This is a genomic window from Actinophytocola sp. (assembly GCF_009379765.1).
Lineage (GTDB): Bacteria > Actinomycetota > Actinomycetes > Mycobacteriales > Pseudonocardiaceae > Actinophytocola.
The window spans coordinates 1-22,903 of the sequence record NZ_WHTD01000032.1; the positions used below are offsets into that span (position 1 = coordinate 1).

At 71.3% G+C, this 22,903-nt stretch carries 29 protein-coding genes and 1 pseudogene; 18 read left to right on the top strand and 12 right to left on the bottom strand.

Annotation, left to right across the window (positions count from 1 at the left end; translation table 11 throughout):
* Nucleotides 1-322, bottom strand: a 322-nt coding sequence (locus tag GEV28_RS12505) for a hypothetical protein (protein WP_291411858.1), incomplete at its 3' end; no start/stop codon positions are given.
* A gap of 155 nt (nucleotides 323-477) precedes the next feature.
* Between GEV28_RS12505 and GEV28_RS42275 the strand changes: the two genes are divergently transcribed.
* From GEV28_RS42275 to GEV28_RS12515, 3 genes are all read left to right on the top strand, one after another.
* Nucleotides 478-1,038 carry a hypothetical protein gene (locus GEV28_RS42275; protein ID WP_367115095.1) on the top strand — a complete coding sequence of 187 codons (561 nt, stop codon included), beginning with the start codon at nucleotides 478-480 and terminating at the stop codon, nucleotides 1,036-1,038.
* A 188-nt stretch (nucleotides 1,039-1,226) separates the two neighbouring features.
* The gene (locus tag GEV28_RS12510; protein WP_291411859.1) at nucleotides 1,227-2,084 is read left to right on the top strand and encodes a transposase; all 858 of its coding nucleotides are present in this window, start codon (nucleotides 1,227-1,229) and stop codon (nucleotides 2,082-2,084) included.
* Between the two features lie 8 nt (nucleotides 2,085-2,092).
* Nucleotides 2,093-2,605: a GNAT family N-acetyltransferase gene (locus GEV28_RS12515; protein WP_291411861.1), complete on the top strand. Its 513-nt coding sequence runs from the start codon at nucleotides 2,093-2,095 to the stop codon at nucleotides 2,603-2,605.
* A gap of 446 nt (nucleotides 2,606-3,051) precedes the next feature.
* Here GEV28_RS12515 and GEV28_RS12520 read toward each other — a convergent pair whose 3' ends face one another.
* Entirely contained in the window at nucleotides 3,052-3,843 is a 792-nt protein-coding gene (locus tag GEV28_RS12520) for a carbon-nitrogen hydrolase family protein (RefSeq protein WP_291411862.1), read from the bottom strand.
* Between the two features lie 72 nt (nucleotides 3,844-3,915).
* Between GEV28_RS12520 and GEV28_RS12525 the strand changes: the two genes are divergently transcribed.
* Entirely contained in the window at nucleotides 3,916-5,475 is a 1,560-nt protein-coding gene (locus GEV28_RS12525) for an ABC transporter substrate-binding protein (protein WP_291411864.1), read from the top strand.
* Nucleotides 5,472-6,638, top strand: coding sequence for an aminotransferase class V-fold PLP-dependent enzyme (locus GEV28_RS12530; RefSeq protein ID WP_291411866.1), 1,167 nt, complete (start codon nucleotides 5,472-5,474; stop codon nucleotides 6,636-6,638). Before GEV28_RS12525 ends, GEV28_RS12530 begins: the two co-directional genes overlap by 4 nt.
* Before the next feature lie 53 nt (nucleotides 6,639-6,691).
* On the opposite strand, the gene GEV28_RS12535 is transcribed toward GEV28_RS12530, so the two are convergent.
* Nucleotides 6,692-7,972 carry a M14 family metallopeptidase gene (locus tag GEV28_RS12535; protein ID WP_291411868.1) on the bottom strand — a complete coding sequence of 427 codons (1,281 nt, stop codon included), beginning with the start codon at nucleotides 7,970-7,972 and terminating at the stop codon, nucleotides 6,692-6,694.
* A gap of 189 nt (nucleotides 7,973-8,161) precedes the next feature.
* Between GEV28_RS12535 and hisD the strand changes: the two genes are divergently transcribed.
* Genes hisD through GEV28_RS12555 form a run of 4 tightly spaced genes read left to right on the top strand, consistent with a single transcriptional unit; the run spans nucleotide 8,162 to nucleotide 11,347 of the window.
* Nucleotides 8,162-9,484, top strand: a complete 1,323-nt coding sequence (hisD, locus tag GEV28_RS12540) for a histidinol dehydrogenase (protein ID WP_291411869.1) — start codon at nucleotides 8,162-8,164, stop codon at nucleotides 9,482-9,484.
* The gene (locus tag GEV28_RS12545; protein ID WP_291411871.1) at nucleotides 9,481-10,581 is read left to right on the top strand and encodes a histidinol-phosphate transaminase; all 1,101 of its coding nucleotides are present in this window, start codon (nucleotides 9,481-9,483) and stop codon (nucleotides 10,579-10,581) included. Before hisD ends, GEV28_RS12545 begins: the two co-directional genes overlap by 4 nt.
* Nucleotides 10,578-11,177, top strand: coding sequence for an imidazoleglycerol-phosphate dehydratase HisB (hisB, locus tag GEV28_RS12550; protein WP_291411873.1), 600 nt, complete (start codon nucleotides 10,578-10,580; stop codon nucleotides 11,175-11,177). Before GEV28_RS12545 ends, hisB begins: the two co-directional genes overlap by 4 nt.
* An 11-nt stretch (nucleotides 11,178-11,188) precedes the next feature.
* Nucleotides 11,189-11,347, top strand: a complete 159-nt coding sequence (locus tag GEV28_RS12555; RefSeq protein WP_291411875.1) for a hypothetical protein — start codon at nucleotides 11,189-11,191, stop codon at nucleotides 11,345-11,347.
* Here the strand turns inward: GEV28_RS12555 and GEV28_RS12560 are convergent.
* Together GEV28_RS12560 and GEV28_RS12565 are read right to left on the bottom strand one after the other, a co-directional pair.
* The gene (locus GEV28_RS12560) at nucleotides 11,344-11,796 is read right to left on the bottom strand and encodes a GNAT family N-acetyltransferase (RefSeq protein ID WP_291411877.1); all 453 of its coding nucleotides are present in this window, start codon (nucleotides 11,794-11,796) and stop codon (nucleotides 11,344-11,346) included. The genes GEV28_RS12555 and GEV28_RS12560 overlap by 4 nt on opposite strands.
* Nucleotides 11,793-12,365 (bottom strand): TetR/AcrR family transcriptional regulator, encoded by a 573-nt coding sequence (locus GEV28_RS12565; protein ID WP_291411879.1) that lies wholly within the window; start codon nucleotides 12,363-12,365, stop codon nucleotides 11,793-11,795. Before GEV28_RS12565 ends, GEV28_RS12560 begins: the two co-directional genes overlap by 4 nt.
* Nucleotides 12,366-12,395: 30 nt before the next feature.
* Between GEV28_RS12565 and GEV28_RS12570 the strand changes: the two genes are divergently transcribed.
* On the top strand, nucleotides 12,396-12,794 hold the full coding sequence (locus GEV28_RS12570; protein WP_291411881.1) for a DUF1992 domain-containing protein: 399 nt from the start codon (nucleotides 12,396-12,398) through the stop codon (nucleotides 12,792-12,794).
* Between the two features lie 93 nt (nucleotides 12,795-12,887).
* Here GEV28_RS12570 and soxR read toward each other — a convergent pair whose 3' ends face one another.
* Entirely contained in the window at nucleotides 12,888-13,352 is a 465-nt protein-coding gene (soxR, locus tag GEV28_RS12575; RefSeq protein WP_291411882.1) for a redox-sensitive transcriptional activator SoxR, read from the bottom strand.
* 101 nt (nucleotides 13,353-13,453) lie between these two features.
* Here soxR and GEV28_RS12580 point away from each other — a divergent pair.
* The 5 genes and pseudogenes from GEV28_RS12580 (at nucleotide 13,454) to hisH (ending at nucleotide 17,036) form a co-directional block, all read left to right on the top strand.
* Nucleotides 13,454-14,129: pseudogene (locus tag GEV28_RS12580) on the top strand (transketolase).
* Nucleotides 14,126-15,028, top strand: a complete 903-nt coding sequence (locus GEV28_RS12585; protein WP_291411884.1) for a transketolase C-terminal domain-containing protein — start codon at nucleotides 14,126-14,128, stop codon at nucleotides 15,026-15,028. Before GEV28_RS12580 ends, GEV28_RS12585 begins: the two are co-directional and overlap by 4 nt.
* A 69-nt stretch (nucleotides 15,029-15,097) precedes the next feature.
* Complete coding sequence (locus GEV28_RS12590) at nucleotides 15,098-15,688, top strand: hypothetical protein (protein ID WP_291411886.1); 591 nt, start codon at nucleotides 15,098-15,100, stop codon at nucleotides 15,686-15,688.
* Nucleotides 15,689-16,384, top strand: a complete 696-nt coding sequence (locus GEV28_RS12595; RefSeq protein WP_291411888.1) for a fibronectin type III domain-containing protein — start codon at nucleotides 15,689-15,691, stop codon at nucleotides 16,382-16,384.
* 19 nt (nucleotides 16,385-16,403) lie between these two features.
* Nucleotides 16,404-17,036, top strand: coding sequence for an imidazole glycerol phosphate synthase subunit HisH (gene hisH / locus GEV28_RS12600; RefSeq protein WP_291411890.1), 633 nt, complete (start codon nucleotides 16,404-16,406; stop codon nucleotides 17,034-17,036).
* Here hisH and GEV28_RS12605 read toward each other — a convergent pair.
* On the bottom strand, nucleotides 17,033-17,350 hold the full coding sequence (locus GEV28_RS12605) for a hypothetical protein (RefSeq protein ID WP_291411892.1): 318 nt from the start codon (nucleotides 17,348-17,350) through the stop codon (nucleotides 17,033-17,035). The genes hisH and GEV28_RS12605 overlap by 4 nt on opposite strands.
* Nucleotides 17,351-17,442: 92 nt before the next feature.
* Between GEV28_RS12605 and priA the strand changes: the two genes are divergently transcribed.
* Nucleotides 17,443-18,177, top strand: a complete 735-nt coding sequence (gene priA, locus GEV28_RS12610) for a bifunctional 1-(5-phosphoribosyl)-5-((5-phosphoribosylamino)methylideneamino)imidazole-4-carboxamide isomerase/phosphoribosylanthranilate isomerase PriA (protein ID WP_291411894.1) — start codon at nucleotides 17,443-17,445, stop codon at nucleotides 18,175-18,177.
* On the opposite strand, the gene GEV28_RS12615 is transcribed toward priA, so the two are convergent.
* From GEV28_RS12615 to GEV28_RS12630, 4 genes are all read right to left on the bottom strand, one after another.
* Entirely contained in the window at nucleotides 18,167-18,550 is a 384-nt protein-coding gene (locus tag GEV28_RS12615) for a PPOX class F420-dependent oxidoreductase (protein WP_291411896.1), read from the bottom strand. The genes priA and GEV28_RS12615 overlap by 11 nt on opposite strands.
* Before the next feature lie 43 nt (nucleotides 18,551-18,593).
* Nucleotides 18,594-19,328: an ABC transporter permease gene (locus GEV28_RS12620; protein ID WP_291411969.1), complete on the bottom strand. Its 735-nt coding sequence runs from the start codon at nucleotides 19,326-19,328 to the stop codon at nucleotides 18,594-18,596.
* Nucleotides 19,329-19,498: 170 nt separating this feature from the next.
* The gene (locus GEV28_RS12625; protein ID WP_291411898.1) at nucleotides 19,499-20,221 is read right to left on the bottom strand and encodes an ABC transporter ATP-binding protein; all 723 of its coding nucleotides are present in this window, start codon (nucleotides 20,219-20,221) and stop codon (nucleotides 19,499-19,501) included.
* 50 nt (nucleotides 20,222-20,271) lie between these two features.
* Nucleotides 20,272-20,844, bottom strand: coding sequence for a TetR family transcriptional regulator (locus GEV28_RS12630; protein ID WP_291411900.1), 573 nt, complete (start codon nucleotides 20,842-20,844; stop codon nucleotides 20,272-20,274).
* 39 nt (nucleotides 20,845-20,883) lie between these two features.
* Here GEV28_RS12630 and hisF point away from each other — a divergent pair, with 39 nt between their 5' ends.
* Complete coding sequence (gene hisF / locus GEV28_RS12635) at nucleotides 20,884-21,642, top strand: imidazole glycerol phosphate synthase subunit HisF (RefSeq protein ID WP_291411902.1); 759 nt, start codon at nucleotides 20,884-20,886, stop codon at nucleotides 21,640-21,642.
* A 173-nt stretch (nucleotides 21,643-21,815) separates the two neighbouring features.
* Nucleotides 21,816-22,148, top strand: coding sequence for a phosphoribosyl-AMP cyclohydrolase (gene hisI / locus GEV28_RS12640; RefSeq protein ID WP_291411904.1), 333 nt, complete (start codon nucleotides 21,816-21,818; stop codon nucleotides 22,146-22,148).
* Here hisI and GEV28_RS12645 read toward each other — a convergent pair.
* Nucleotides 22,141-22,755, bottom strand: coding sequence for a TetR family transcriptional regulator (locus GEV28_RS12645; RefSeq protein ID WP_291411906.1), 615 nt, complete (start codon nucleotides 22,753-22,755; stop codon nucleotides 22,141-22,143). The two genes, hisI and GEV28_RS12645, sit on opposite strands and share 8 nt — an antisense overlap.
* Between the last annotated feature and the right edge of the window lie 148 nt (nucleotides 22,756-22,903).

The following is a 22,903-nucleotide window of genomic DNA, read 5'->3' on the forward strand; positions in this document are numbered from 1 at the left end:
CACCCACCCCGAACCCGCACCACCACCCTTCTGACGCGAGCGACTGAGGCGTGTCGACGACCGCGTTGAAGAAGGTCAAGGGCCACGACCGTTCCCGCTGGGTCGGGGACTCCGCACCAATCCGAAATGGAGTCGGGACGGGCGAACGGGATTGTCGGCTCAGCGGCGTGTCGGGCTGCGCCGGGGACGGGGTGACCGGTGCCCAGGCGGCGGGTTCGAGGGTGACCTCGTAGCCGAGCACGCGACCCAGCTCGGCCTTACCGATGTCCAGCGCCGCGACCCGTTCGATGATCTCCTCGGTGTCCTCATCGTCGGTCAACATCACCCCTCCTCCCATCCACCATCAGGCGGTTGCGAACCGCCGCCGAGCTGATCAGAGTGGTGATCCGGGTGCTGGCCAAGGACACCACGTTGTGAACCGACGACGTAGGGGTGATCGACTCCACCCCGGTGGAATGTGGGCGCTCCAAGCAGACGGTGCACCGCTCGGATCTGGCCGGCTGGGCCGAGTACGGCTGCTGCGCCGCGCACTCGCGCTACTTCCGGGGCCTTCGCCTGCATCTGGTGTGTGCGCTGGGCGGCCTGCCTGTCTGCTTCGCGCTGACCGGCGCCAAGGCCGACGATCGCCAGACACAGAGGGCTCGGCCACGAGGCCGGGGAATCGTCACCGCGGACCCCGCGCTGACGGCAGACCGCCCCTGCCAGACCCTCATCGCGGACAAGAACTACTTCGGCGCGGACTTCGAGCACACCCTCGCCCAGGCGGCGCTGGAGCTACCGCGCCCAGCCCGCAAGGGGAAACCGAGCGCCGCGGCGCCCAGGTGTTCAAGCCACTGCGCCAGACCATCGAGTCGATCAGCCGGACCGTCAAAGCCAGCTCGACCTGGAACGACATGGTGGACGCACCCCAGCCGAAGTCATGATCCAGGTCCTACAGTGCGTACTCGCCCTGACCACCACGATCTGGCACAACGACAAGACCGCACAGCCCGTCAAGCGATCACTGGTCGCCTACGATCACTGACCCCTCGGAATTAGCCGTCTAGCTGACCGATTCCTATTGGATCTTGTGCGGTGGCGGGCTGGGACGTGAGACGAGGGTGTTCAAGATCAGGTTGTGAGCACTGAACCCGTGGATCGGCTGGGACGGGGCGTACCTTCCCGATGATCGAGTAGTGGTTGTCAAGCAGGCCGACGTTGGCGCGTCGGTCGGGAAGGTACGACCCATGCGCAGCGTAGTGCCCGACCCCGCAGCGGGTGATGATCGTCCGGGGTCGTCGTCTGGTTTGTTGCCGTTGGTCGATGAGTTGGTGCGCGAGGGTGCGCAGCGGATGCTGGCCGAGGCAGTGCAGGCGGAGGGGGACGCCTATCTCGCCCGGTTCCGCGAGGAGCGCGACGAGCACGGTCACCGGGTGGTGGTGCGTAGCGGTTACCACCAGCCGCGGCAGGTGACGACCATGGCCGGCGCGGTCGAGGTGCGGATGCCGCGGGTCAACGACATGCGCGTCGACCCGGACACCGGTGAGCGGCAGCGGTTCGCCTCGGCGATCCAGCCGCCCTGGGCGCGGAAGACCCCGAAGATCGCCGAGGTGCTGCCGCTGCTGTACCTGCACGGCCTCTCGCCCGAGGACTACGTGCCGAAGTCCGCGCACCCCGGCGTGAAGAAGGCCCTGGCCGAGATCTGGAACGCCGAGGACCGTCGGCATGCAGTGGACGCGGTGACGGCCTTGCAGACCGCCTACGGCGCCAAGTTCCCCAAGGCGGTTGCCAAGGTCACCGGCGAACTCGACCAGCTGCTCGCGTTCTACGACTATCCCGCCGAGCACTGGCAGCATCTGCGCGCCACCAACCCGATCGAGTCCACCGTCGCCACCGTCCGCTACCGCAGCAAGGTAACCAAGGGACCCGGCTCCCGAGCCGCCGGACCGGCCATGGCCTTCAAACTCATCGAATCCGCCCAGAGCGAATCCGCCCAGAGCCGCTGGCGCGCGATCAACGCACCCCACCTCGTCGCCCTCATCCGCGCCGGCGCTCGCTTCGAAGGCGGCAAACTCGTCGAACGACCCGAGCCGGCCGCAGCATGAACACCGGCATGAACACCATCAGGGCCCAGACCATCCACACCGACAGGCTTGTTCTCCTACCGCTACTCGTCGAGCACGCCGAGGAGATGGCCGCGGCCCTGTCCGACCCGGTCCTACACACCTTCATCGGCGGCGCACCAGCCGACCCGCAGGCCATGCGCGCCCGCTACGAACGCCTGGTCGCCGGCTCGCCCGACGCCACTGTCTCGTACTGGGTAATCCGGCTCCGCGACCAGGCATGCCTGACCGGCACGGTCCAGGCCACCATCACCCCCCGCGACAACGAACGCATCGCGGAAATCGCCTGGGTGGTAGGGACTTCCTGGCAGGGACGCGGCATCGCCACCGAAGCCACCCGAGGACTCATCGCCTGGCTCCGCCAGCAGCCCGTGCGGACCGTAATCGCCCACATCCACCCAGACCACCACGCATCCCACGCCGTCGCCACCGCCGCCGGGCTAACACCCACCAGCACGCGACACGACGGCGAGATCAGGTGGCACATGACAACGACGACGTGAACTCACCCATCCACAGGTATTGACAATTGCTCCACCCAGGCTCGGTAACACCGCCAAGTCCCCACTGTCGTTGGAACACCACGGTGGCCGCACCCCGACCGGAGCCCGCGTCGCCCAACGCGTCCTCACCCTCGCCGCCGCGACCTGACACAACCGGGCCACCGACACACCAGCCAAGCCTTCCCTGATCGCCTACAACCACCGAGGATCCAGGAATCAGCCATCCAGTCTCGTACGGCATGCCGCGGACGTGGGCTAGGTCGCCGAGCACGATGCCGGCAAACCCGCCGACGGGCAGGGAGAACATCCGCTGCCGTACTCGCTCCCCTTACCGGCCAGCGGGGTCCGGGGACGCGCACTCGTCGGCCGCCGGCGCGGCCGACATCGCGGCGCTGGCCCCGTCTGGCCACTCGACGAACCTTCCCGCCGAACTCGACGCCGGGGCGCTACAGCTGACGGTTGGCCAGTACCGGGATCGACTCGCGGGTCTTCTCGACCAGGGGCAGGTCGAGGTCGACCACCAGCACGTCCGGGCTCTCGCCCAGCTGCGCCAGCACCTCGCCCGACGGGCCGGCGACCGTGCTGTACCCGATGCCCGTCGGCGCCTTCGGGTGCGCCTCGACCCCGGACGCGGTCGGGTCGGCCTGGCCGCACGCCACCAGCCAGCACGTCGAGTCCAGTGCCCGCGCCCGCACCAGCAGCTCCCACTGCGCGAGCTTGCCCGGTCCGGCCCCCCACGACGCGCCCATCAGCACCACGGTCGCGCCGCGGTCGGCCAGGCGGGTGAACAGCTCGGGGAACCGCACGTCGTAACAGGTCGCGAGGCCCAGCGTGACATCGTCGACGGACACCGTGATCAGGTCCGAGCCCGGCGCGACGGTCGTGGACTCCGCGAAGCCGAACGCGTCGAACAGGTGGATCTTGTCGTAGCCGACGTGCTGGCCCCGTCCGGTCGCGAGCAGCGTGTTGAACACCCGCCCGTCCGGCGCCGGGGTGAACATGCCGGCCACCACCAGCATGTCGTGCGAGGCGGCGATCGACGCGACCGACGAGGCCCACGGACCATCGATCGGCTCGGCGACCGGCGCCAGCGACGTGCCGAAGCACGCCATCGTCGCCTCCGGGAACACCGCGACCGACGCCCCCGACGCCGCGGCGCGGCCCACCGCGTCGCCGATCAAGGAAAGGTTCTCCGCCGGCGACGCCGTCGACGTGATCTGGCACAGTGCGACTCGCACGGAACCTCCCGGGCTCGGGTAATCCGGAATCCACCCACGCGAGGATATGTCGCCCGGCTAGGGTCGGGCCTCGTGCCCACCATTCGCTACCGACGCATCGTGCCGACGCTCGTCGCCCCTGTGTTGGTCAGCGTGCTGTTGGTCAGCGCCTGCACCGGGGACCCGGCGCCGCCCGCGTCCGGCGACCCGGACGGCACGTCGCTCGTGATCGCGGTGGCCGAGGAGCCGGCCGAGCTCAACCCGCTCGACGGGTACGCCGAGCACGGCGCCGCGAAGATCTTCGACGGCCTGGTGGAGCACGACGCCGACCTCTCTTTGCGACCCGCGCTCGCCGCCGACCTGCCGGAGCCGTCCACCGACGGTCGCACGTGGACGGTCCGGCTCCGGCCCGGGGTGACGTTCTCCGACGGCACCCCGTTCGAGGCGCAGGACGTGGTCGCCACGTACCAGGCGCTGCTCGACCCGGCACGCCGATCGCCGGTGCGGCAACGGTTCGCGATGCTCAAGTCGATCCAGGCGCTCGACCCGTCGACCGTCGAGTTCACGCTCACCGCACCGTACGCGCCGTTCCCCGAACTGCTCGTGCTCGGCATCCTGCCCAGCGAGTCGCTGACCGGGGCCGGCGGGACCGAGCCCGTCGGCACGGGGCCCTACCGGCTCGCCGACTGGAAGCGCGGGTCGCGGATGGTGCTGGAGGCCAACGAGGACTACTACGACGGCGCGCCCGCGATCAAGAAGGTCACCGTCGAGTTCATCCCGGACGACGAGACCCGCGCGGACCGGATGCGCGACGGCAAGCTCGACGGCGCCGCACTGCCGCCGGACCTCGCGCGCGAGTTCGACGGCGCCGACGGGCTGCAGGTCGTCTCGCACAGCGCCGCGGACGTGCGCGCGGTCGTGCTGCCGTCGGGCGACCCGGTGACCGGCGACCCGGCCGTGCGGATCGCGCTCAACAACGCGGTTGACCGCGAGTCGGCCCTGGACAGCGTGCTCGACGGGCAGGGGAGCGTGGCGTACACGCCGATGCCGGGCGTGCTCGCGGAGTTCGTCGAGCCGGGCGCGACCTTCGACCACGACATCACCCGCGCGCTCGACCAGCTGGAGTCCAGCGGCTGGACCACCGGCGCGTCGGGCATCCGTACCCGCAACGGCCGCGCCGCCCGGTTCACGCTGCGCTACCTCGCCGGCGACACGATCTCGGCGGGCCTCGCGGAGGACTTCGCGACGAACGCGCGGTCGATCGGCGTGCAGGTCGACCTGGAGTCGGTGACCGGTACCGCGCTGACCGGGCCGACGGTGGTCGGCTTCGGCGACCCGTTCGACCCGGACCTGAGCCTGTTCGCGATGCTGCGGTCCGGTGGTGAGGAGGCGCTGGGCGGGTACACCAACGAGACCGTCGACTCGGCGCTCGACACGGGCCGCTCGGCGACCGACCCGGCGCAGCGGGCGGCGGCGTACCGGCGGCTGCAGCGGGCGTACGTGACGGCGCCGGGCATGGTGACGCTGGCGGAGCCGAGCCACACCTACGTGATCCGGGAGAGCTGGGACGGCTACGAGCCGGTTGTCGACGCCGAGACCGCGGACCTCACCTGGGGGGCGTGGTGGAACCTGGAGAAGTGGACGCCGCGATGATCGATCTGGCCGCCGTGCGGGCCGACACGCCCGCCTGCCATCGCGGGGTCTTCCTGGACAGCGCGGGGTCGTCGCTGCCGCCGGTGCAGGTTCTCGACGAGGTGATCGGCCACCTGCGCCGCGAGGCCGAGATCGGCGGGTACCGCGCGCACGACGAGCGGCGGGAGGAGCTGGAGGCCGGCTACGGGCTGATGGCGTCGCTGCTGGGCTGCGAGCCCGACGAGGTGGCGTTCACCGACAGCGCGACCCGCTCGTGGCTGGCGGCCTTCGACGCCGTGCCGCTGTCGGCCGGCGACCGGATCCTGGTGACCGAGGTCGAGTACGCGGGGAACGCCATCCCGCTGCTGCGCCGGGCCGACGAGGTCGGGGCGGTCGTGTCGCCGGTCCCGTCGGCGCCGTCGGGCGAGGTGGACGTCGCCGCGCTGCGCCCGATGCTGGACGAGCGGGTCAAGCTGGTGTCCCTGGTGCACGTGCCGACCAACGGTGGCCTGGTGAACCCGGTGGCGTCGGTCGTCGAGGCGGCCCATGAGGTGGGTGCGTTGGTGCTGCTGGACGCGTGCCAGTCGGTGGGCCAACTCCCGGTCGACGCGGCCGCGCTGGGGGCCGACATCATCTCGGGCACCGGCCGCAAGTGGCTGCGCGGCCCGCGGGGGAGTGGGTTCCTGATGGTTCGCCGCTCGGCGATGCCCCGGCTGCGCCCGCGCCAGGTCGACCTGCACTCCGGCACGTGGAGGTCCCCGACGGAGTACACCCTGCGCGACGACGCCCGGGTGTTCGAGCTGTGGGAGTCGAGCATCGCCGACCGCCTCGGTCTGCTCGCCGCGGTCCGCTACGCGGTGTCCCTGGGGATCGACCCGATCACGGCGGCGGTGCGCGACCGGGCGTCCTACCTGCGGGAGGGCTTGTCGTCGGTCCCCGGCGTGACGGTCCACGACCTTGGCGCCGACCAGTGCGGCATCGTGAGCTTCACCGTCGACGGCGTCTCGGCCAAGGAGGTCCAGCAGCGCCTGGCCACCCGAGGCGTGACCGTCACGGTGACCGGTGTGCTGTCGACCCAGTACGACATGACTCGCCGGGCCTTGCCGGAGGTCGTCCGAGCGTCCCCGCACTACTTCGTATCCGAGCCCCAACTCGACGAGGCCGTCGCCGCCCTCATGCCCTGAACGACGCGTTCGAGACGCTCAGCGTCCGGAGCGCGTCGTTCGGGGCATTGGGCTCAGCCGGCGTTGGTCAGCAGGATGTCCACCGCGCCGTCGTTGCGGGTCGTCTGGGGGACGATGTCCTCGTCGGGCGGGTAGAAGCCGTCGATGCCGCCGCCGCTCGGGTACATCTCGAAGCAGTAGGTCAGCACCTTGTGCTCGCCCCACATCCAGTCGTTGATGTCACCGTCGGTGATGTACAGACCGCTCGACTGGTCCGGCGTGTAGCCGTTCGACGACGCCATCTGGGTGCCGATGTCCTCGAAGTGGTCGTACTCCTCCTGGGTCATCCCGTCGGTCACCTCGTCGTAGGTGTGCCCGAACGGCCACAGCACCAGCTCCGAGAACGTGTGGAAGTCGATGTGCGCCTTGATCTGCCGGGCGTCGACCCACGCCTGCAACGCCGCGACCTCGGGCGTCGACGCAGCCGATGCGCCGCGGTAGTCCTCGGCCGACGTCGAGCCGCTCGACCCGCCGCAGCAGCCCCACAGATACGAGAAGTTCCGGTTGATGTCCGTCCCGACCGTGCCGTCCGAGTTCGGCTGCCGGTTCTTGCGCCAACCCTGGTACTCGCCGCCGGAGATGTCGAACTCCGAACCGTCCGGGTTCAGGCTCGGCACCACGAAGATCTCCCGGCTGTCCACGAATCCGGTGACGGCCTGGTCGGTGCCGTAACCGTCGGTGAACCGCTGGATGATGTGCAGGCACATCTCCGTCGTCAGGTGCTCGCGCGCGTGCATGTTGCACGTGAACAGCACCTCGGGCTCGTCCTCGTCGGTCGCGGCGTTGTCGCTGATCTTGAGAACCGGCAGGTCACGGCCCTCGTACGACGAGCCGACGCTGGACAGCGCGCTGATCGCGGCATGGTCGGACGCCGCGGCCCGCACCTCGGCCACCATCTCGTCGTAGGTGTGGTAACTCTCGTCGCCCGCAGGGAAGTCGGCGGCCGACACGTCGCGGGTCGACGGGCCACCGCTGCGCTCGGCGAGCAGCTCGTCGACGTCGCCGGTCAGCTCCAGGGTGAAGCCGTCCGAGCGAAGCGCGGCCGCCTGCGCGGGGCCGGCCACGATCTCCATCGCGCCGTCCCGGGCACCCAGCACGTCGACGCCGGAGCTGGCCACCTCGGTCCGCGACGCGGCGTCCATGGCATCGTCCTTGGCAGCGGTCACCCGATAGAGACCACGGTCAGGTGATGGAGCGGCGGTGGGTTCCTCCGCGCCCGCCGACCAGCCGGTGACCACCACCAGGCCGGTCGCGGCGGCCGCGACCAGCGCGAGCGCGCGACGTTTGGTGAACATGTCCCCTCCGAAGGAACGCGAGCGAGTGATCAGCCGAGCGTGCTGCGCGTGTTCGGCCGGCGACAACCCGTCATTGGTCGGGGAATCCCGCCTGGTGGACGATCACCCGACGAACGTAGTGGGCCGTTCGGCCGCGCCACCCGACCACATACCCTGGGACACACCAGGCCCCGGAACCGAAGGAAGCCGATGCTGAGCCGCACCGACCTGCGTGGTCGAGTCCCGTCCCCGGCCGAGCTGCGCGCCTTGCTGCCGCGCGCCGACATGGACGTGGACGCCGTGCTGCATCGAGTTCGCCCGATCGTGGACGACGTCCGCGATCGCGGCGTGTCCGCGGCCCTCGAGTACGCCGAGCGCTTCGACGGAGTGCGACCGAAGACCGTCCGGGTGGCCGAGGAAGGCCTGAAAGAGGCGCTCGACAAGCTTGACGGCGAGGTTCGGGAGGCTCTCGAGGAGTCTGTCAAGCGAGCTCGCGCGGTCCACGCCGACCAGCGGCGCCCCGACGTCACCACGCAGGTCGTGCCGGGTGGCACGGTCACCGAGCGTTGGGTGCCGGTCCGGCGGGTCGGCCTCTACGCACCCGGCGGCCTCGCGGTCTACCCGTCGAGCGTCGTGATGAACGTCGTGCCCGCGCAGACCGCCGGCGTCGATTCGCTGGTCGTGTGCTCGCCGCCGCAGGCCGAGTTCGGCGGTCTGCCGCACCCGACCATCCTCGCCGCGGCCGCGCTCCTCGGCGTCACCGAGGTGTGGGCGGTCGGCGGCGCGCAAGCCGTGGCGCTGCTCGCGTACGGCGGCACCGACACCGACGGCACCGCGCTCGGGCCCGTCGACATGGTCACCGGGCCGGGCAACGTCTACCTGACCGCCGCCAAGCGCCTGCTCCGCGGGTTCATCGGCATCGACTCCGAGGCCGGCCCCACCGAGATCGCGATCCTCGCCGACGCCACCGCCGACCCGGTGCACGTCGCCGCCGACCTCATCAGCCAGGCCGAGCACGACACGCTCGCCGCGAGCGTCCTCGTCACCGACTCCGAGCAGCTCGCGGACCAGGTCGACGCCGAGCTCGAGCGCCAGGTCGGGCGCACCAAGCACGCCGAGCGGATCACGACCGCGTTGCGCGGCAAGCAGTCCGGCTGCGTCCTCGTGTCCACCGTGGACGACGGACTGTCCGTCGTGGACGCCTACGCGGCCGAGCACCTCGAGGTGCAGACGGTCGCGGCGGCCGAGGTAGCGGCCAGGGTCCGGGCCGCCGGGGCGGTCTTCGTCGGGCCGCACAGCCCGGTCTCGCTCGGCGACTACTGCGCCGGCTCCAACCACGTGCTGCCCACCGGCGGCTGCGCGCGGCACTCGTCGGGCCTGTCGGTGCAGACGTTCCTGCGTGGCATCCACGTGGTCGACTACTCCCGCGACGCGCTCCAGGAGGTCGCCGGCACGGTGGTCGCGCTCGCGAACGCCGAGGACCTGCCCGCGCACGGCCAGGCGGTCACCGCCCGGTTCGGAGGCGCCGAGTGAGTGTCGGCGACGAGATCGGGATGGACGACCTGCCGCTGCGGGAGGACCTGCGTGGCGCCAGCCCGTACGGCGCGCCGCAGCTGGATGTCCACACGCGACTCAACACCAACGAGAACCCCTACCCGCCGCCGCCCGCGCTCGTCGCCGACGTCACCGCGGCCGTGGCCGAGGCGGCCGCGGACCTGCACCGCTACCCCGACCGGGACGCGACCGCGCTGCGCGCCGACCTCGCGAGCTACCTCACCGCGTCCACCGGCGTGCCGCTGTCGGTCGCGAACCTCTGGGCCGCCAACGGGTCCAACGAGGTGCTGCAGCAGATCCTGCAGGCCTTCGGCGGTCCGGGCCGCACGGCGCTGGGCTTCGAGCCGTCGTACTCGATGCACCCGATCATCGCCACCGGCACCCGCACCGAGTGGGCGCCGACCCCGCGCCGCGCGGACTTCACGCTCGACACCGCGCGGGCCGCCGAGGTGCTCACCGAACGCGCGCCCGACGTCGCGTTCGTCACCAGCCCGAACAACCCGACCGGCGGCTCGATCCCGCTCGACGGGCTCCGCGCGCTCATCGAGGCCGCGCCGGGGCTCGTCGTCGTGGACGAGGCCTACGTGGAGTTCTCCTCGCGGCCCAGCGCGGTGCGGCTCATCGAGGAGTTCCCGGCACGGCTCGTCGTGTCCCGCACGATGAGCAAGGCGTTCGCGTTCGCCGGCGGGCGCCTGGGCTACCTCGCCGCGGCGCCCGCGGTGGTCGACGCGCTGCAATTCGTCCGGCTGCCCTACCACCTGTCGTCGCTCACCCAGGCGGCCGCGCGGGCGGCGCTGCGGCACGCCGAGGACACGCTGCGTTCGGTGCACGCGCTTGCCGCCGAGCGGGACCGGGTGATGGAGTCGTTGGGTGGTCTGGGTCTCGACGTCGTGCCCAGCGACGCCAACTTCGTCCTCTTCGGACAGTTCGCGGACGCCCGCGCCTCCTGGGAGTCCTATCTGGAGCACGGGGTGCTGCTCCGCGACGTCGGCATTCCCGGGCACCTGCGGGTTACCATCGGCACCCCGGCCGAGAACGACGTGTTCCTGGCCGCCAGTAAGGAGATCGTCAGGTGAACCGCATCGGCCGGATCGAGCGGACCACGAAGGAGTCGTCGGTGGTCGTCGAGATCGACCTCGACGGCGCCGGCAAGGTGGACGTGTCCACCGGGGTGCCGTTCTACGACCACATGCTCACGTCTTTCGGCGTGCACGGCGCCTTCGACCTCACCGTCAGCGCAACCGGCGACGTCGAGGTGGACGCCCACCACACGGTGGAGGACGTGGCGATCGTGCTGGGCGAGGCGATCGGCACGGCGCTGGGCGACAAGCAGGGCATCCGCCGCTTCGGCGACGCCTGGATCCCGATGGACGAGACCCTCGCGCACGCGGCGGTCGACGTCTCGGGTCGCCCGTACTGCGTCCACTTGGGAGAGCCGGAGACGATGGTCGGCTTCACCGTGGGCGGCAACTACCCGACGGTCCTCAACCGGCACGTGTTCGAGTCGCTGGCCTTCCACGCGCGGATCGCGCTGCACCTGCGTGTCGTGCACGGCCGCGACCCGCACCACATCACCGAGGCCCAGTACAAGGCGGTCGCCCGGGCGTTGCGCGCCGCCGCGGAGTCCGACCCGCGGCTGACCGGCGTTCCCAGCACCAAGGGCGTCCTCTAGGCTTCCTCGCCATGTCCAAGGAAGTCGTCGTCATCGGGCTCTTCGCCGTTGCCGGGTTCTTGATCGGTGGCGTCTACTCGACCTGGAAGACCGCCCGGGGCCTAGCGATGCTCCTCGGGGTCGCCGCCGCCGTCGCGGTCGCGGGCGCCATCATCTGGATGGTCGCCTAGCCGGGCCAGCGGTAGAACGTCTTGTCGGTGCGCTGTGCCCCGAGCGCGGCGTAGAAGCGCTCGGCGCCGGTGTTCCCCTGGTCGACCGTCCACTCGATCCGGCTACATTCCCGCTCCGCGGCCACCTTCCGCAGCGCGCGCAGCAGGCCTTCGCCGATGCCGGCGCCACGATGCCCGTCGGCGACGAACAGGTCCTTCATGAACATCGACGTGTGCAGGTCGGCGGCCGGCCAGTGGAACGAGTACGTCGCGATCCCCGCCAGCACGCCATCCCGGCGCGCGACCAACGCGGACGACAGCGGCGGCGAGCCGAACAGGATATCCGCGATCCGCCGCTCCCGCACGTCGACCGCCTCGAACTCGGTCTTGCCGTAGTGCCGGTCCAGCTCCTCCAGCAGCCCCACCAGCTCCGGCACGTCCGCCCGGTCCGCCGGCCCGATCACGATCATCCCGCCTCCAGCACTCGGTCGAGCTGATCATCGAGCACGCGGGTGGCCGCGTCCATGGTGAGATGGCCCGCAGCCAGATATGCCGACAGCCCGGTGCCGAGCGCCAGCAGGCTGGTCGCGGCGAGGGCCGGGTCGGCGTCCGGGTTCGCCTCCTTCAGCAGCGCGGCGAGGGTCGGCTGGATCTGGTCGGGGCCCGCGGTGTGCGGCTGGTCCGCGAGCCTCGGGTCGGTGAACGCCAGCGCCGCGTACGCCGCGTGCAGCCGGTAGAGGTCCGCGCTCACCTCGTCGGTCGGGAGCAGCTCGTGCATGATCGCGCGGACCTGGGCGGCCGGCGGACCCTCGCCCGGTGCCGGCAGTCGCGTGGCGATCGTGGCGCGCAGGTGGAGCAGGCCGCCCCGCAGCAGCTCGGCCTTGGTGGGGAAGTAGTACTGGACGAGGTTGACCGAGACGCCGGCCTCGCGCGCGACCTCCCGGAAGCCGGTGGCGTGCAGCCCGTGCACGCCGGCGCACCGCACCAGTGCCGCGGCGAGCTCGCGGCGTCGTTCGTCGTGGTCCACCCGTTTCGGCACCGGTTTATCGTACCGCTGTACTATGTAACGGTGACCGAACGGAAGCCGCCGGCCATGCCGGTCGAGGACTGGGTCGAGCGACAGATCCGGATGGCCCAGGAACGCGGGGACCTGGACGATCTGCCGGGCGCGGGCAAACCGATCCCGAACCGCCGTGGCGGCACGATGGAGTGGGTGGCGCAGAAGCTGCGCGGGGAGAACGCCGACATCGCGGCGCTGCTGCCGCCGTCGCTGGCGCTGCCCAAGGAGGTGGCCGACCTCCCTGCGCGGCTGACGAAGGAGCAGTCGGAGCAGCGGGTGCGGGAGATCGTGGCCGACCTGAACGCGCGGATCGCCAAGGCCCACCGCGAGCCGCAGGTCGGCCCGCCGCTGCGGATGGGCCCGGTGGTGGTGGAGGAGGCGGTCGAGTCCTGGCGCGCCGCGCGATAGGCGTGGCCTCCGGCCCCCGGGATCCAGCGTAGCCCCGGGCACCGACGGTTTCGGCCGAGCGCGGCGGGTGCTGTGGACAACTCCGGACTCGCGCTAGTTGATGCCGCCCTCGGACGCCGCCTTCAGGCGCGGCGCGCCCGGACCCAGAGCGGCGAGAGTGTCCTCGCGGTTCATCAGGTGACACGCCTTCAGCGACAGGCACCCGCAGCCGATGCATGCGGTCAGGCGGTCCCGTAAGCGCTGCATCGAGTCGATCCGCGCGTCGAGCTCGCCGCGCCACAGCTGGGACAGCCGGGCCCAGTCGGCCTTCGTCGGGGTGCGGCCCTCCGGCAGGGTCGCCAGCGCGTCGTGGATCTCCTCCAGCGACAGGCCGACCCGCTGCGCCGTCCGGATGAACGCCAGCCGCCGGAGCACCGCTCGGGCGTATTTCCGCTGGTTGCCGGTGGTTCTCTCGGACGAGATCAGGCCTCGTTCCTCATAGAACCGCAGTGCGGTGTGCGGCACGCCACTGCGCTTGGCCACATCACCGATCGTCAGCACATCCGGCAGTTTGGGCACGTCACCGACCCTACCGGCTGATCCTCGACCTAGGTGGAGCTGTCCACCGGGCGGACAGCAGGGCTTGACCTCCACCGGACTCGACGTTGCACGCTCGTGGCATGAGACGGACACAGGACCTCGCCGACCTCTTCCGGAGGATGACCGGCGACGAGAAGCACGAATGGGCCGCGGCGTCCACATTGGACGTTCTGTGGGTACTCTACGACCGGGTGCTGAACATCTCGCTCCGACAACCAGGACGACCCTGACCGGGACCGGTTCCTGCTCTCCAAGGGACACGGCCCCATGGCCTACTACGCCGTCCTCGCCGCCAAGGGCTTCCTCGACCCGGACGCCCTCGACAGCTGGACCACGTTCGGCTCTCCGCTCGGCCAGCACCCCGACCGGGTGCTCGTTCCCGGCGTCGAGATCGGCTCCGGCTCGCTCGGCCACGGGCTCGGCCTCGGCGTCGGCACCGCGCTCGGCCTCCGGGCACAGAAGCGGACCGCGCGCACGGTCGTCCTGGTCGGCGACGGCGAGCGCGACGAGGGCAGCAACCACGAGGCCATCGCCGTCGCCGGGCGGCTCGGGCTCGACCGGCTCACCGTCGCCGCCATCGACAACGGCTCGTCCAGCCACGGCTGGCCGGGTGGCATCGCGCGCCGGTTCGAGGTCGAGGGCTGGGCGAGCCACACCGTCGACGGCCGCGACCACGACGCCATCCACAACGCCTTCACCGCCGAGCACGCCGGCCGCCCGGCCGTCGTCGTCGCCACGATCGAGGAGGACCGGTGACCAGCACCATGCGGCTCATGCGCACCGCGTTCGTCGACACCGTCACCAGCGCGCTCGACCTCGACCCTCGGCTCGCCGTCGTCACCGCGGACATCTCCAGCGGAGCGTTCGACGAGGCCAGGGCACGTCACCCGGACCGGGTGATCAACCTCGGGATCCGCGAGCAGGCGATGATCGGCGTGGCCGGCGGCCTCGCGCTCACCGGGATGCGCCCGGTCGTGCACAGCTACACACCGTTCCTCGTCGAGCGGCCGCTCGAGCAGATCAAGCTCGACCTCGGCCACCAGGACGTCGGCGCCGTGCTGGTGAGCATCGGCGGCTCCTACGACGACCCGGTGTGGGGTCGCACCCACCAAGGCCCGGCCGACGTCGCGCTGCTCGACGCGCTGCCCGGGTGGACCATCCACGTGCCCGGCCACCCCGACGAGGTCGAGCCGCTGCTGCGGGACGCGCTCGCCGGCGACGGCCGGGTCTACCTGCGACTGTCCACTCGGGAGAACTCGGCGGCGTACCCGGTCGGCGGGAAGTTCACCTTGGTACGCAAGGGGAATGACGGAGTCGTGGTCGCCGTCGGGCCCACGCTCGACCCGGTGCTCGAGGCGACGGCCACGCTGGACGTGACCGTGCTGTACGCGAACACGGTGCGCCCGTTCGACCACGCCGGCCTGCGGGCGGCGCTCGGCGACCGGGCGGACGTCGTGCTCGTCGAGCCGTACCTGGCGGGCACGTCCGCGCACGAGGTCGCGGTGGCGCTCGGCGACGTGCCGCACCGGTTGCGCGCGCTGGGTGTGCGGCGCGACGTGGAGGTCCGCGCCTACGGCACCGCGCCCGAGCACGACGCGGTGCACGGGCTCGACCCCGCCGGCCTCACCGAATCCATCCGATCATTTTTGGTCTAGACCCTTTCGGGTGATGTGTGCGTTGCCGTACCGTGGTCAACCAACCACGGACTGTGTCGGGGGTACGCGATGAGGCGACGACTGGTGGGTGGGCTCGCGGTGCTGTCCGCGCTGGTCCTGGCGGCACCGACGGCCGGCGCGGAGGTGGAGCCGGGGGGATGGGGCTCGTACTCGCCGGGGTTCTCCGTGCAGGAGCGCGGCTGTGGCGACGTGAGCGACCTGACCTTCCGGCTCACCTGCTCGACGGCCGGCGGCGACCAGCGTGCCGAGCGCCGCTACACCACCTACACGAGCGGTTCGCGGCAGTTCGAGGGCTACTTCCGGATCACCAGCATGAGCGGCAGCCGGATCAGCCTGAAGCAGACGTTCAACGAGGCCGACGGGCCGTTCTTCATGCTCGCGGTCGAGCGCGGCGGCCGGCTCTACGCGGTGCACGGCGGCACCACGGTCGGCACCGGCGCGACCGTCGGCGCGACCGTGCGGATCAACACGGTGCACGACGTCGGCGGTACCCATCGGACCTATGTCAACGGCTCGCTCAAGCACACCGTGTCCGGCCCGAGCGGGCCCTACTACGACAAGTTCGGCGCCTACCGCACGGACAGCGGCGCCGGGCAGATCACCGTGGAGCGGAGCGGCATCCGCTTCTGGCGCAAGTAGATGCGGGCGGTGCCGGCCGCGCTCGCGGCGCTGGTGTCGATGCTGACGGCGTGCGGCTCGGCCGGCGCGGACGGTCCGGCGGACGAGGGGCCCGCCGGGCCCGACCTGTCGGCCGAGCTGGTCACGCCCACCGACATCGCGCTGCGCTGGCGGGCCGGCGACCCGGCCGCGGCGGCGTACGTCGTCGAGTTCGCCACCGAGCCGGGCGGCCGGTACACGATCCTCGAGTTCCTGCCGCCGGACCGGACCACGTTCACCCATCCCGACCTGATCCCGCGCACACCGTTCTACTACCGCGTCCGCCCGGTCCACGGGCCGCCGTCCTCGCCGGTCGAGGTCACGATGACGCCGGTAGAGGGCGCGCCGCCCGGGGACTGGACCGCGCCACGCGCCGTCCCGGACGACCGGGCCCGGCCCGAGCGGCTCGGCGCGCCGACCAACCTCACGGCCGAGGTCGTCGCCGCCGACGGCGTCCGCTTCAGCTGGACCGACAACGCCACCGCCGAGGCCGGCTTCCTCCTGGAGTCCCGTCCGGCCGGGACCGAGGAGTTCCGGGTGGTCGCGGTGCTCGACCCGGACGTCAACACCGTCGGGCTGGTCACCCTCCCCGAGGAACGCGTCGCGGCGTACCGGCTCCGCGCCTACGAGCTGGGGCCCGCGTCGAATGTGGCCCATCGGACGACCGGCGGTCCGTGACATCTCGTAGCCTGGGGGCGTGGCACGAGTGGTCGTACTGGACTACGGATCCGGCAACCTGAGGTCGGCCGAGCGCGCGTTGCGCCGGGTCGGCGCGGACGTCGAGGTGACCAGTGACCGGCACGCCGCCCAGGAGTGCGACGGGCTGGTGGTGCCCGGGGTGGGCGCGTTCGCCGCGTGCATGGCGGGCCTGCGCGGGGTCGGTGGCGAGTCGATCATCGAGCGGCGGCTGGCCGGCGGCCGGCCGGTGCTCGGGGTCTGTGTCGGCATGCAGATCCTGTTCGAGCGCGGCATCGAGCACGGCGTGGAGACGGACGGCTGCGCGCAATGGCCGGGCACGGTGTCGCGGCTGGACGCGGAGATCGTGCCGCACATGGGTTGGAACACGGTCCGCCCGCCGGCCGGCTCGGTGCTGTTCGACGGTCTCGACGCCGGCGCCCGGTTCTACTTCGTCCACTCCTATGCGGCCCGCGAGTGGGAGCTGCGGCCCGAGTCCCCGATGCCCGCGCCGCTCGTGACGTGGGCCACGCACGGCGGCGACTTCGTGGCGGCCGCGGAGAACGGCCCGCTCGCCGCGACCCAGTTCCACCCCGAGAAGTCCGGCGACGCGGGCGCGCACCTGCTGACCAACTGGGTGAAGGCGCTGGGTTAACGAGGCTGCGCGACCAGCCTGGAGAACTCCCGGTCCGGATCCTTGAGCAGCCCGTGAATCGTGGCGAACGCGGGGCACGGCCACTCGACGCCGCACGTGCGGCAGCCCGCCGCGCCGGTGGATGTGTCGTGCAGGGCCAGAACCGCGCGGACGACCGTGACGAGGTCGGGTATGAGCGAGCGGGCCGACGCGGTGTCCTCTTCGGACCACGAGGCGTACTTCAACGCGAGGAACTCGGCCTCGTCGAGGTGCCGGTAGAGATTTCCGCGCAGCAGACGGAATGCGTCGGTCACCGCGGGTGAGACATTGTCCATGACCATATCGAATACGATGCCACTTGATCATCGCATTCCTCCGATGGGGGACATTCGAGGTGGCTCCCGCCCGGCTCGATACCCTTGCGAGCGTGACGTTCACGCTGCTCCCCGCTGTCGATGTCCGCGACGGTAGGGCCGTCCGCCTGCTGCAGGGCCGATCCGGCACCGAGACCGGTTACGGCGACCCGTTGGACGCCGCGCTCGCGTGGCAGGACGACGGTGCCGAGTGGATCCATCTGGTCGACCTCGACGCGGCGTTCGGCACCGGCGACAACCGCGCCCGGCTCGCGGACATCGTCGGCCGGCTCGACGTCGAGGTGGAGCTGTCCGGCGGCATCCGGGACGACGCCTCGCTGGCCGCGGCGCTCGCGACCGGCTGCGCCCGGGTGAACCTGGGCACGGCGGCGCTGGAGCACCCCGAGTGGTGCTCGCGCGCGATCGGCGAGTTCGGCGACCGGGTCGCGGTCGGTCTCGACGTGCGGATCGACGACGCGGGGGAGCACCACCTCGCGGCGCGCGGCTGGACCGAGGACGGCGGCCTGCTGTGGGACGTGCTGGACCGCCTGGAGCGGGACGGCTGCTCGCGGTACGTGGTGACCGACGTGACCAAGGACGGCACGTTGGCGGGCCCGAACCTGCGGCTGCTGCTGGACGTGTGCGAGCGGTCGAAGGCGCCGGTGATCGCGTCCGGTGGCGTGTCGAGCCTCGATGACGTGTCGGCCCTGGCCGGTCTCGCTTCCGTCGGGGTGGAGGGGACGATCATCGGCAAGGCGCTCTACACCCGGGCGTTCACCCTGCCCGAGGCGCTGGCGCTCACTCGCTGAGCTCGATCGCGAGGCAGACGGTGCCGGTGCGGCCCCGGCGCAGGACGCTGGCGCCGATGACGACGCGACCGGTGACGCCGTACTTGCGCTTCAGCACCGTGCGGCCACGCTCGGAGCCGTCGGCGTCGAGGATGCGCGCGTGCCCCTTGACGGTGGCGCCGCGGGGCTTGCCGCGCAGGTCGCACTCGGCGACCTCGACCGTCCCGGTGTTGCGGACGCGCTTGACCTTGCCGGCCTTCGCCTGCGTCCAGACGATCAGCTCCTCGCCGTCCCGCCCGACCCAGACCGGGGTCGGGACGGGAGTGCCGTCCCGCCGGAAGGTCGTGACGAGCAGGTAGTTGCCGCGGCTCAGCCGTTCCACTTCGGACGCCATGCCGGCAACGCTACCCACCGGCTCCTGTGGGTGCTCTCAGCCGTCACGGCGTGCGGCGGCGCAGCGTCGCCGAGCCGAGCACCAGTGCCAGTACCGCGCACCCGGCCACGATCAGGAGGTTGCGCACCAGGGCCCCGTCGATGTCCGACGAATGCGTGACCTGGGTCAGCGCGTCGACGGCATAGGACAGCGGCATGATGTTGGAGAGCCACTCCAGCACCGGCGTCATCGCCTCCCGCGGCGCGAACAGGCCGCACAGCAGGATCTGCGGCATCACGATGGCCGGCATGAACTGCACGGCCTGGAACTCCGTTCGCGCGAACGCGCTCGCCAGCAGACCGAGCGCGGTGCCGAGCAGCGCGTCGAGCACCGCGATCAGCAGCAGCAGCCACACCGAGCCGCCGATCTCCAGACCCAGCCAGGTGAGCGAGATGCCGGCCGCGACCAGCACCTGCAGCACCGCCACCATCCCGAAGGCGATCGCGTAGCCGAAGAGCAGGTCGAACTTGCCGATCGGCATCGTCATGAGCCGCTCGAGGGTCGCCGTCGTGCGCTCGCGCAGCGTCGTGATCGACGTGACGATGAACATGATCGCGAACGGGAACACCGCGAGCAACGCGGGCGCGGTCGCGCTGAACACCAGCTCGCTGTTGAACACGAAGCGCAGCAGGATCAGCAGCAGCGAGGGCAGCAGCACCATGAGCGCGACGGTGCGGCGGTCGTGGCGGAGCTGGGTGAGGATGCGCCGGGCGGTGGCCAGCGTGTAGCCGGCGTTCATGCCGAGGTTGATGCGCTGTCTCACCGGATCGCTCCGCCCGCCGGTTCGTGGGCCCGTTCCCGGTGTCGTTGGTTCGCTCGAAAGCTCACTCATACGGTGCCCACCGGCCTCGCTCCGCTCGGCGTGAGAGGCATTCGCACCGGTCCTGCCGGGCACGTCGCGTTGGGGGCTCACGCCACGGCCTCCTGCTTGCGGACCAGGTGCAGGAAGGCCTGCTCGAGGTCGTCGGTGTCGGTGACGGTGCGGAGGGCGGCCGGCGTGTCGTCGGCGAGAATGTCACCGTCGCGCATCAGCAGCAGCCGCTCGCAGCGGGCGGCCTCGTCCATCACGTGGCTCGACACGAGCAGAGTGACGCCGCGGTCGGCGAGCCTGCGGAACAGGTCCCACAGCTCCTCGCGCAGCACCGGGTCGAGGCCGACTGTCGGCTCGTCGAGAACCAGCAGCTCAGGACGGCCGAGCAGGGCGACGGCCAGGCTCGCCCGGCTGAGCTCACCACCGGACAGGTTGCCCACCAGCTGGTTGGCGTTGCGGCCCAGACCGACCTCCCCGATCACCCGGTCCACGTCGTCCCCGGGCGCCCGCAATATCGCGGCGAAGTAACGAAGGCTCTCGGTGACCGTCAGGTCCGCGTAGACCGACGGGTTCTGCGTCGCGTAGCCGATCTTGTCGCGCAGCCGGGCGCTGCCGGCCGGATCGCCGAGCACCGTGACGGTGCCGCCCGCGACGATCTGCACCCCGACGACCGCGCGCATGAGGGTGGTCTTGCCGCACCCGCTCGGACCGAGCAGGCCGGTGATCGAGCCGCGTGCGATGGCGAAGCTCACGTCGTGCAGCACCTCCCGGGTGCCGCGGCGCACCCGCAGCCCCTCGGCGACGACAGTGTAATTAGTCATGCGTTTAATTCTGCGCCCGTTGAGTTCCGCCGTCAAGCGGAACCTCGGGATCAGCCGTCGAAATAGTGCTGGATCACCGGGGCGACGAGCTCGACGACCTCGTCCTCGGTGGCGGAGGCCATCGGCTCGGCGCCGATGACGTAGCGCATCATCACGAGGCCGATCATCTGCGAGGCCGCGCCGGTGAGCCGCAGCGGCGGCAGGTCCAGCGCCGCCGCCACCTTGGCGAGCACCGCGGTCTCCATGAACTGGCGCAGCTGCGCGGCCACCTCGGGGTTGCTGCTGACCGAGCGCACCAGCGCGAAGAAGGGCAGTCGTGTCACCGGCTCGGACCACAGTCCCAGAAACAGCCGCAGGATCCGCTCGCCGATCTGCTCGCGTGGTCCGGCCAGGATGACGTCCACCAGGGCCGACGGGTTGAACGGCAGGTTCATCGCCGCGACGAAGACCTGGTCCTTCGAGCCGAAGAAGTGGTGCACGAGCGCCGGGTTGACCCCGGCCTCGGCCGCGATGCCGCGGATGGTGGCGCCGCCGAAGCCGCGAGCCGCGAACTGGTTGCGGGCCGCCGCCAGGATGTCGTCCCTGGTCTGCGTCTGCCCGGGCCGCCGCCCCGTACGCGCCACCTCGGCTCCTCTCGTCCCACCGCCAGTATCCTCGACGGCATGCCAGTTGCTGTCCGGGTGATTCCGTGTCTGGACGTCGACGCCGGCCGGGTGGTCAAGGGCGTCAACTTCACCGACCTCGTCGACGCGGGCGACCCGGTCGAGCTCGCCGCCGCGTACGACGCCGAGGGCGCCGACGAACTGACCTTTTTGGACGTCACCGCGTCCTCCTCGGACCGCGAGACCACGTTCGACGTGGTGCGGCGCACCGCGGAGCAGGTGTTCATCCCGCTCACCGTGGGCGGCGGCGTCCGTGCGGCGTCCGATGTGGACCGTCTGCTGCGAGCGGGCGCGGACAAGGTGAGCATCAACACAGCCGCGATCCTGCGGCCCGAGCTGCTGCACGAGTGCTCGCTGCGGTTCGGCGCGCAGTGTGTCGTCCTGTCGGTGGACGCGCGTCGGGCGGCGACCCCGTCCGGGTTCGAGGTCACCACGCACGGCGGCCGGCAGGGCACCGGCATCGACGCGGTCGAGTGGGCCGCCCGCGGCCAGGAGCTCGGCGTCGGCGAGATCCTGCTGAACTCGATGGACGCGGACGGCACCAGGGCCGGCTTCGACCTCGAGCTGATCAAGCTCGTGCGCGCGGTGGTCGACGTCCCGCTGATCGCGAGCGGCGGCGCGGGCGCGGTGGGCCACTTCCCGCCCGCGGTCGCCGCGGGCGCGGACGCAGTGCTCGCGGCGTCGGTGTTCCACTTCGGACAACTGCGCATCGGCGAGGTCAAGGACGCCTTGCGGCAGGCCGGGGTCGTGGTCCGATGAGCGAGCCTGCGAGCGATCCATTGTCACCTGGCGAGCCTGCGAGCGATCCATTGTCACCTGGCGAGCCGGCGAGCGATCCATTGTCACCTGGCGAGCCGGCGAGCGATCCATTGTCACAGGGCGAGCCTGCGAGCGAACCATTGTCACAGGGCGAGCTCCCGACACCGCCCACTTTGGACTCCGGGATCGCCGCGCGGCTCAAGCGCGACGCGGACGGTCTCGTCTGCGCGGTGGCCCAGCGGCGGGGGACCGGCGAGGTGCTCATGGTCGCGTGGATGAACGACGAGGCGCTCGCGCTGACCCTGCGGACCCGGCGGGCGACGTACTTCTCGCGCAGCCGCGGCCGGTTGTGGGTCAAGGGCGAGACGTCCGGGCACACCCAGAAGGTGCACGAGGTCCGGCTCGACTGCGACGGCGACACGGTGCTGCTGGTCGTCGACCAGGAGGGCGCGGCCTGTCACACCGGGGCGGCGACGTGCTTCGCCGAGGACGTCCTGCTCAGGTGATCTCGCCGGTGATGTAGCGCTGGATGGTGGGCGCGACGGCGGCGACCATGGTGTCGATATCGGTGGAGGAGAGCGGCTCGAACTGGGCGACGTAGCGCACCATGCCCATGCCGACCAGCTGCGAGGCGACGAGCGTCGCGCGGAACTCGAGGTTGTCCAGGCCGACCGACTTCAGCACCCGCTCGACGATGTGCTTGATCAGGAAGTCGCGCAGCACATGGGCGGCCTGCTCGTGGCTGGTGACGCTGCGCATCAGCGCGGTGAAGACGCCGCCGCCGGTGGTGTCCCAGGTGGTGAGGAAGGTGCGGACGATGCGCCGGCCGATGTCGTCCACGTCGCCGTCGAGCAGGCGGTCGGCCACGTCCTTGGGGTTGAACGGGAGCTTGAGGACGGCCTCGGCGAACAGGCCCTCCTTGCCGCCGAACCAGTGGTTGACCATGGCCGCGTCGACCCCGGCCCTGGCGGCGATCGTGCGTACCGTGGCGCCGTCGTAGCCCTGCTCGATGAACACCGCGCGGGCCGCGTCGACCAGCGCGGCGCGGGTGTCCGTGCCACCGGGCCGCCTGCCTCGGCGGCGGGCGGCCCCTTGCGTCGCTGCCTTGCTCACCTCATCATCATGCGTCACGCGCGGCCAATTTTCAACAGTCCATGAATTTCACGAGCTTCGCCCGGCTCCGCGAGTCCCCCATTCCCGCCCGGCGAGTGCCCCGTCCGCGAGTGGGGGACTCGCCGGTTCCGAGTGGGGGACTCGCGGG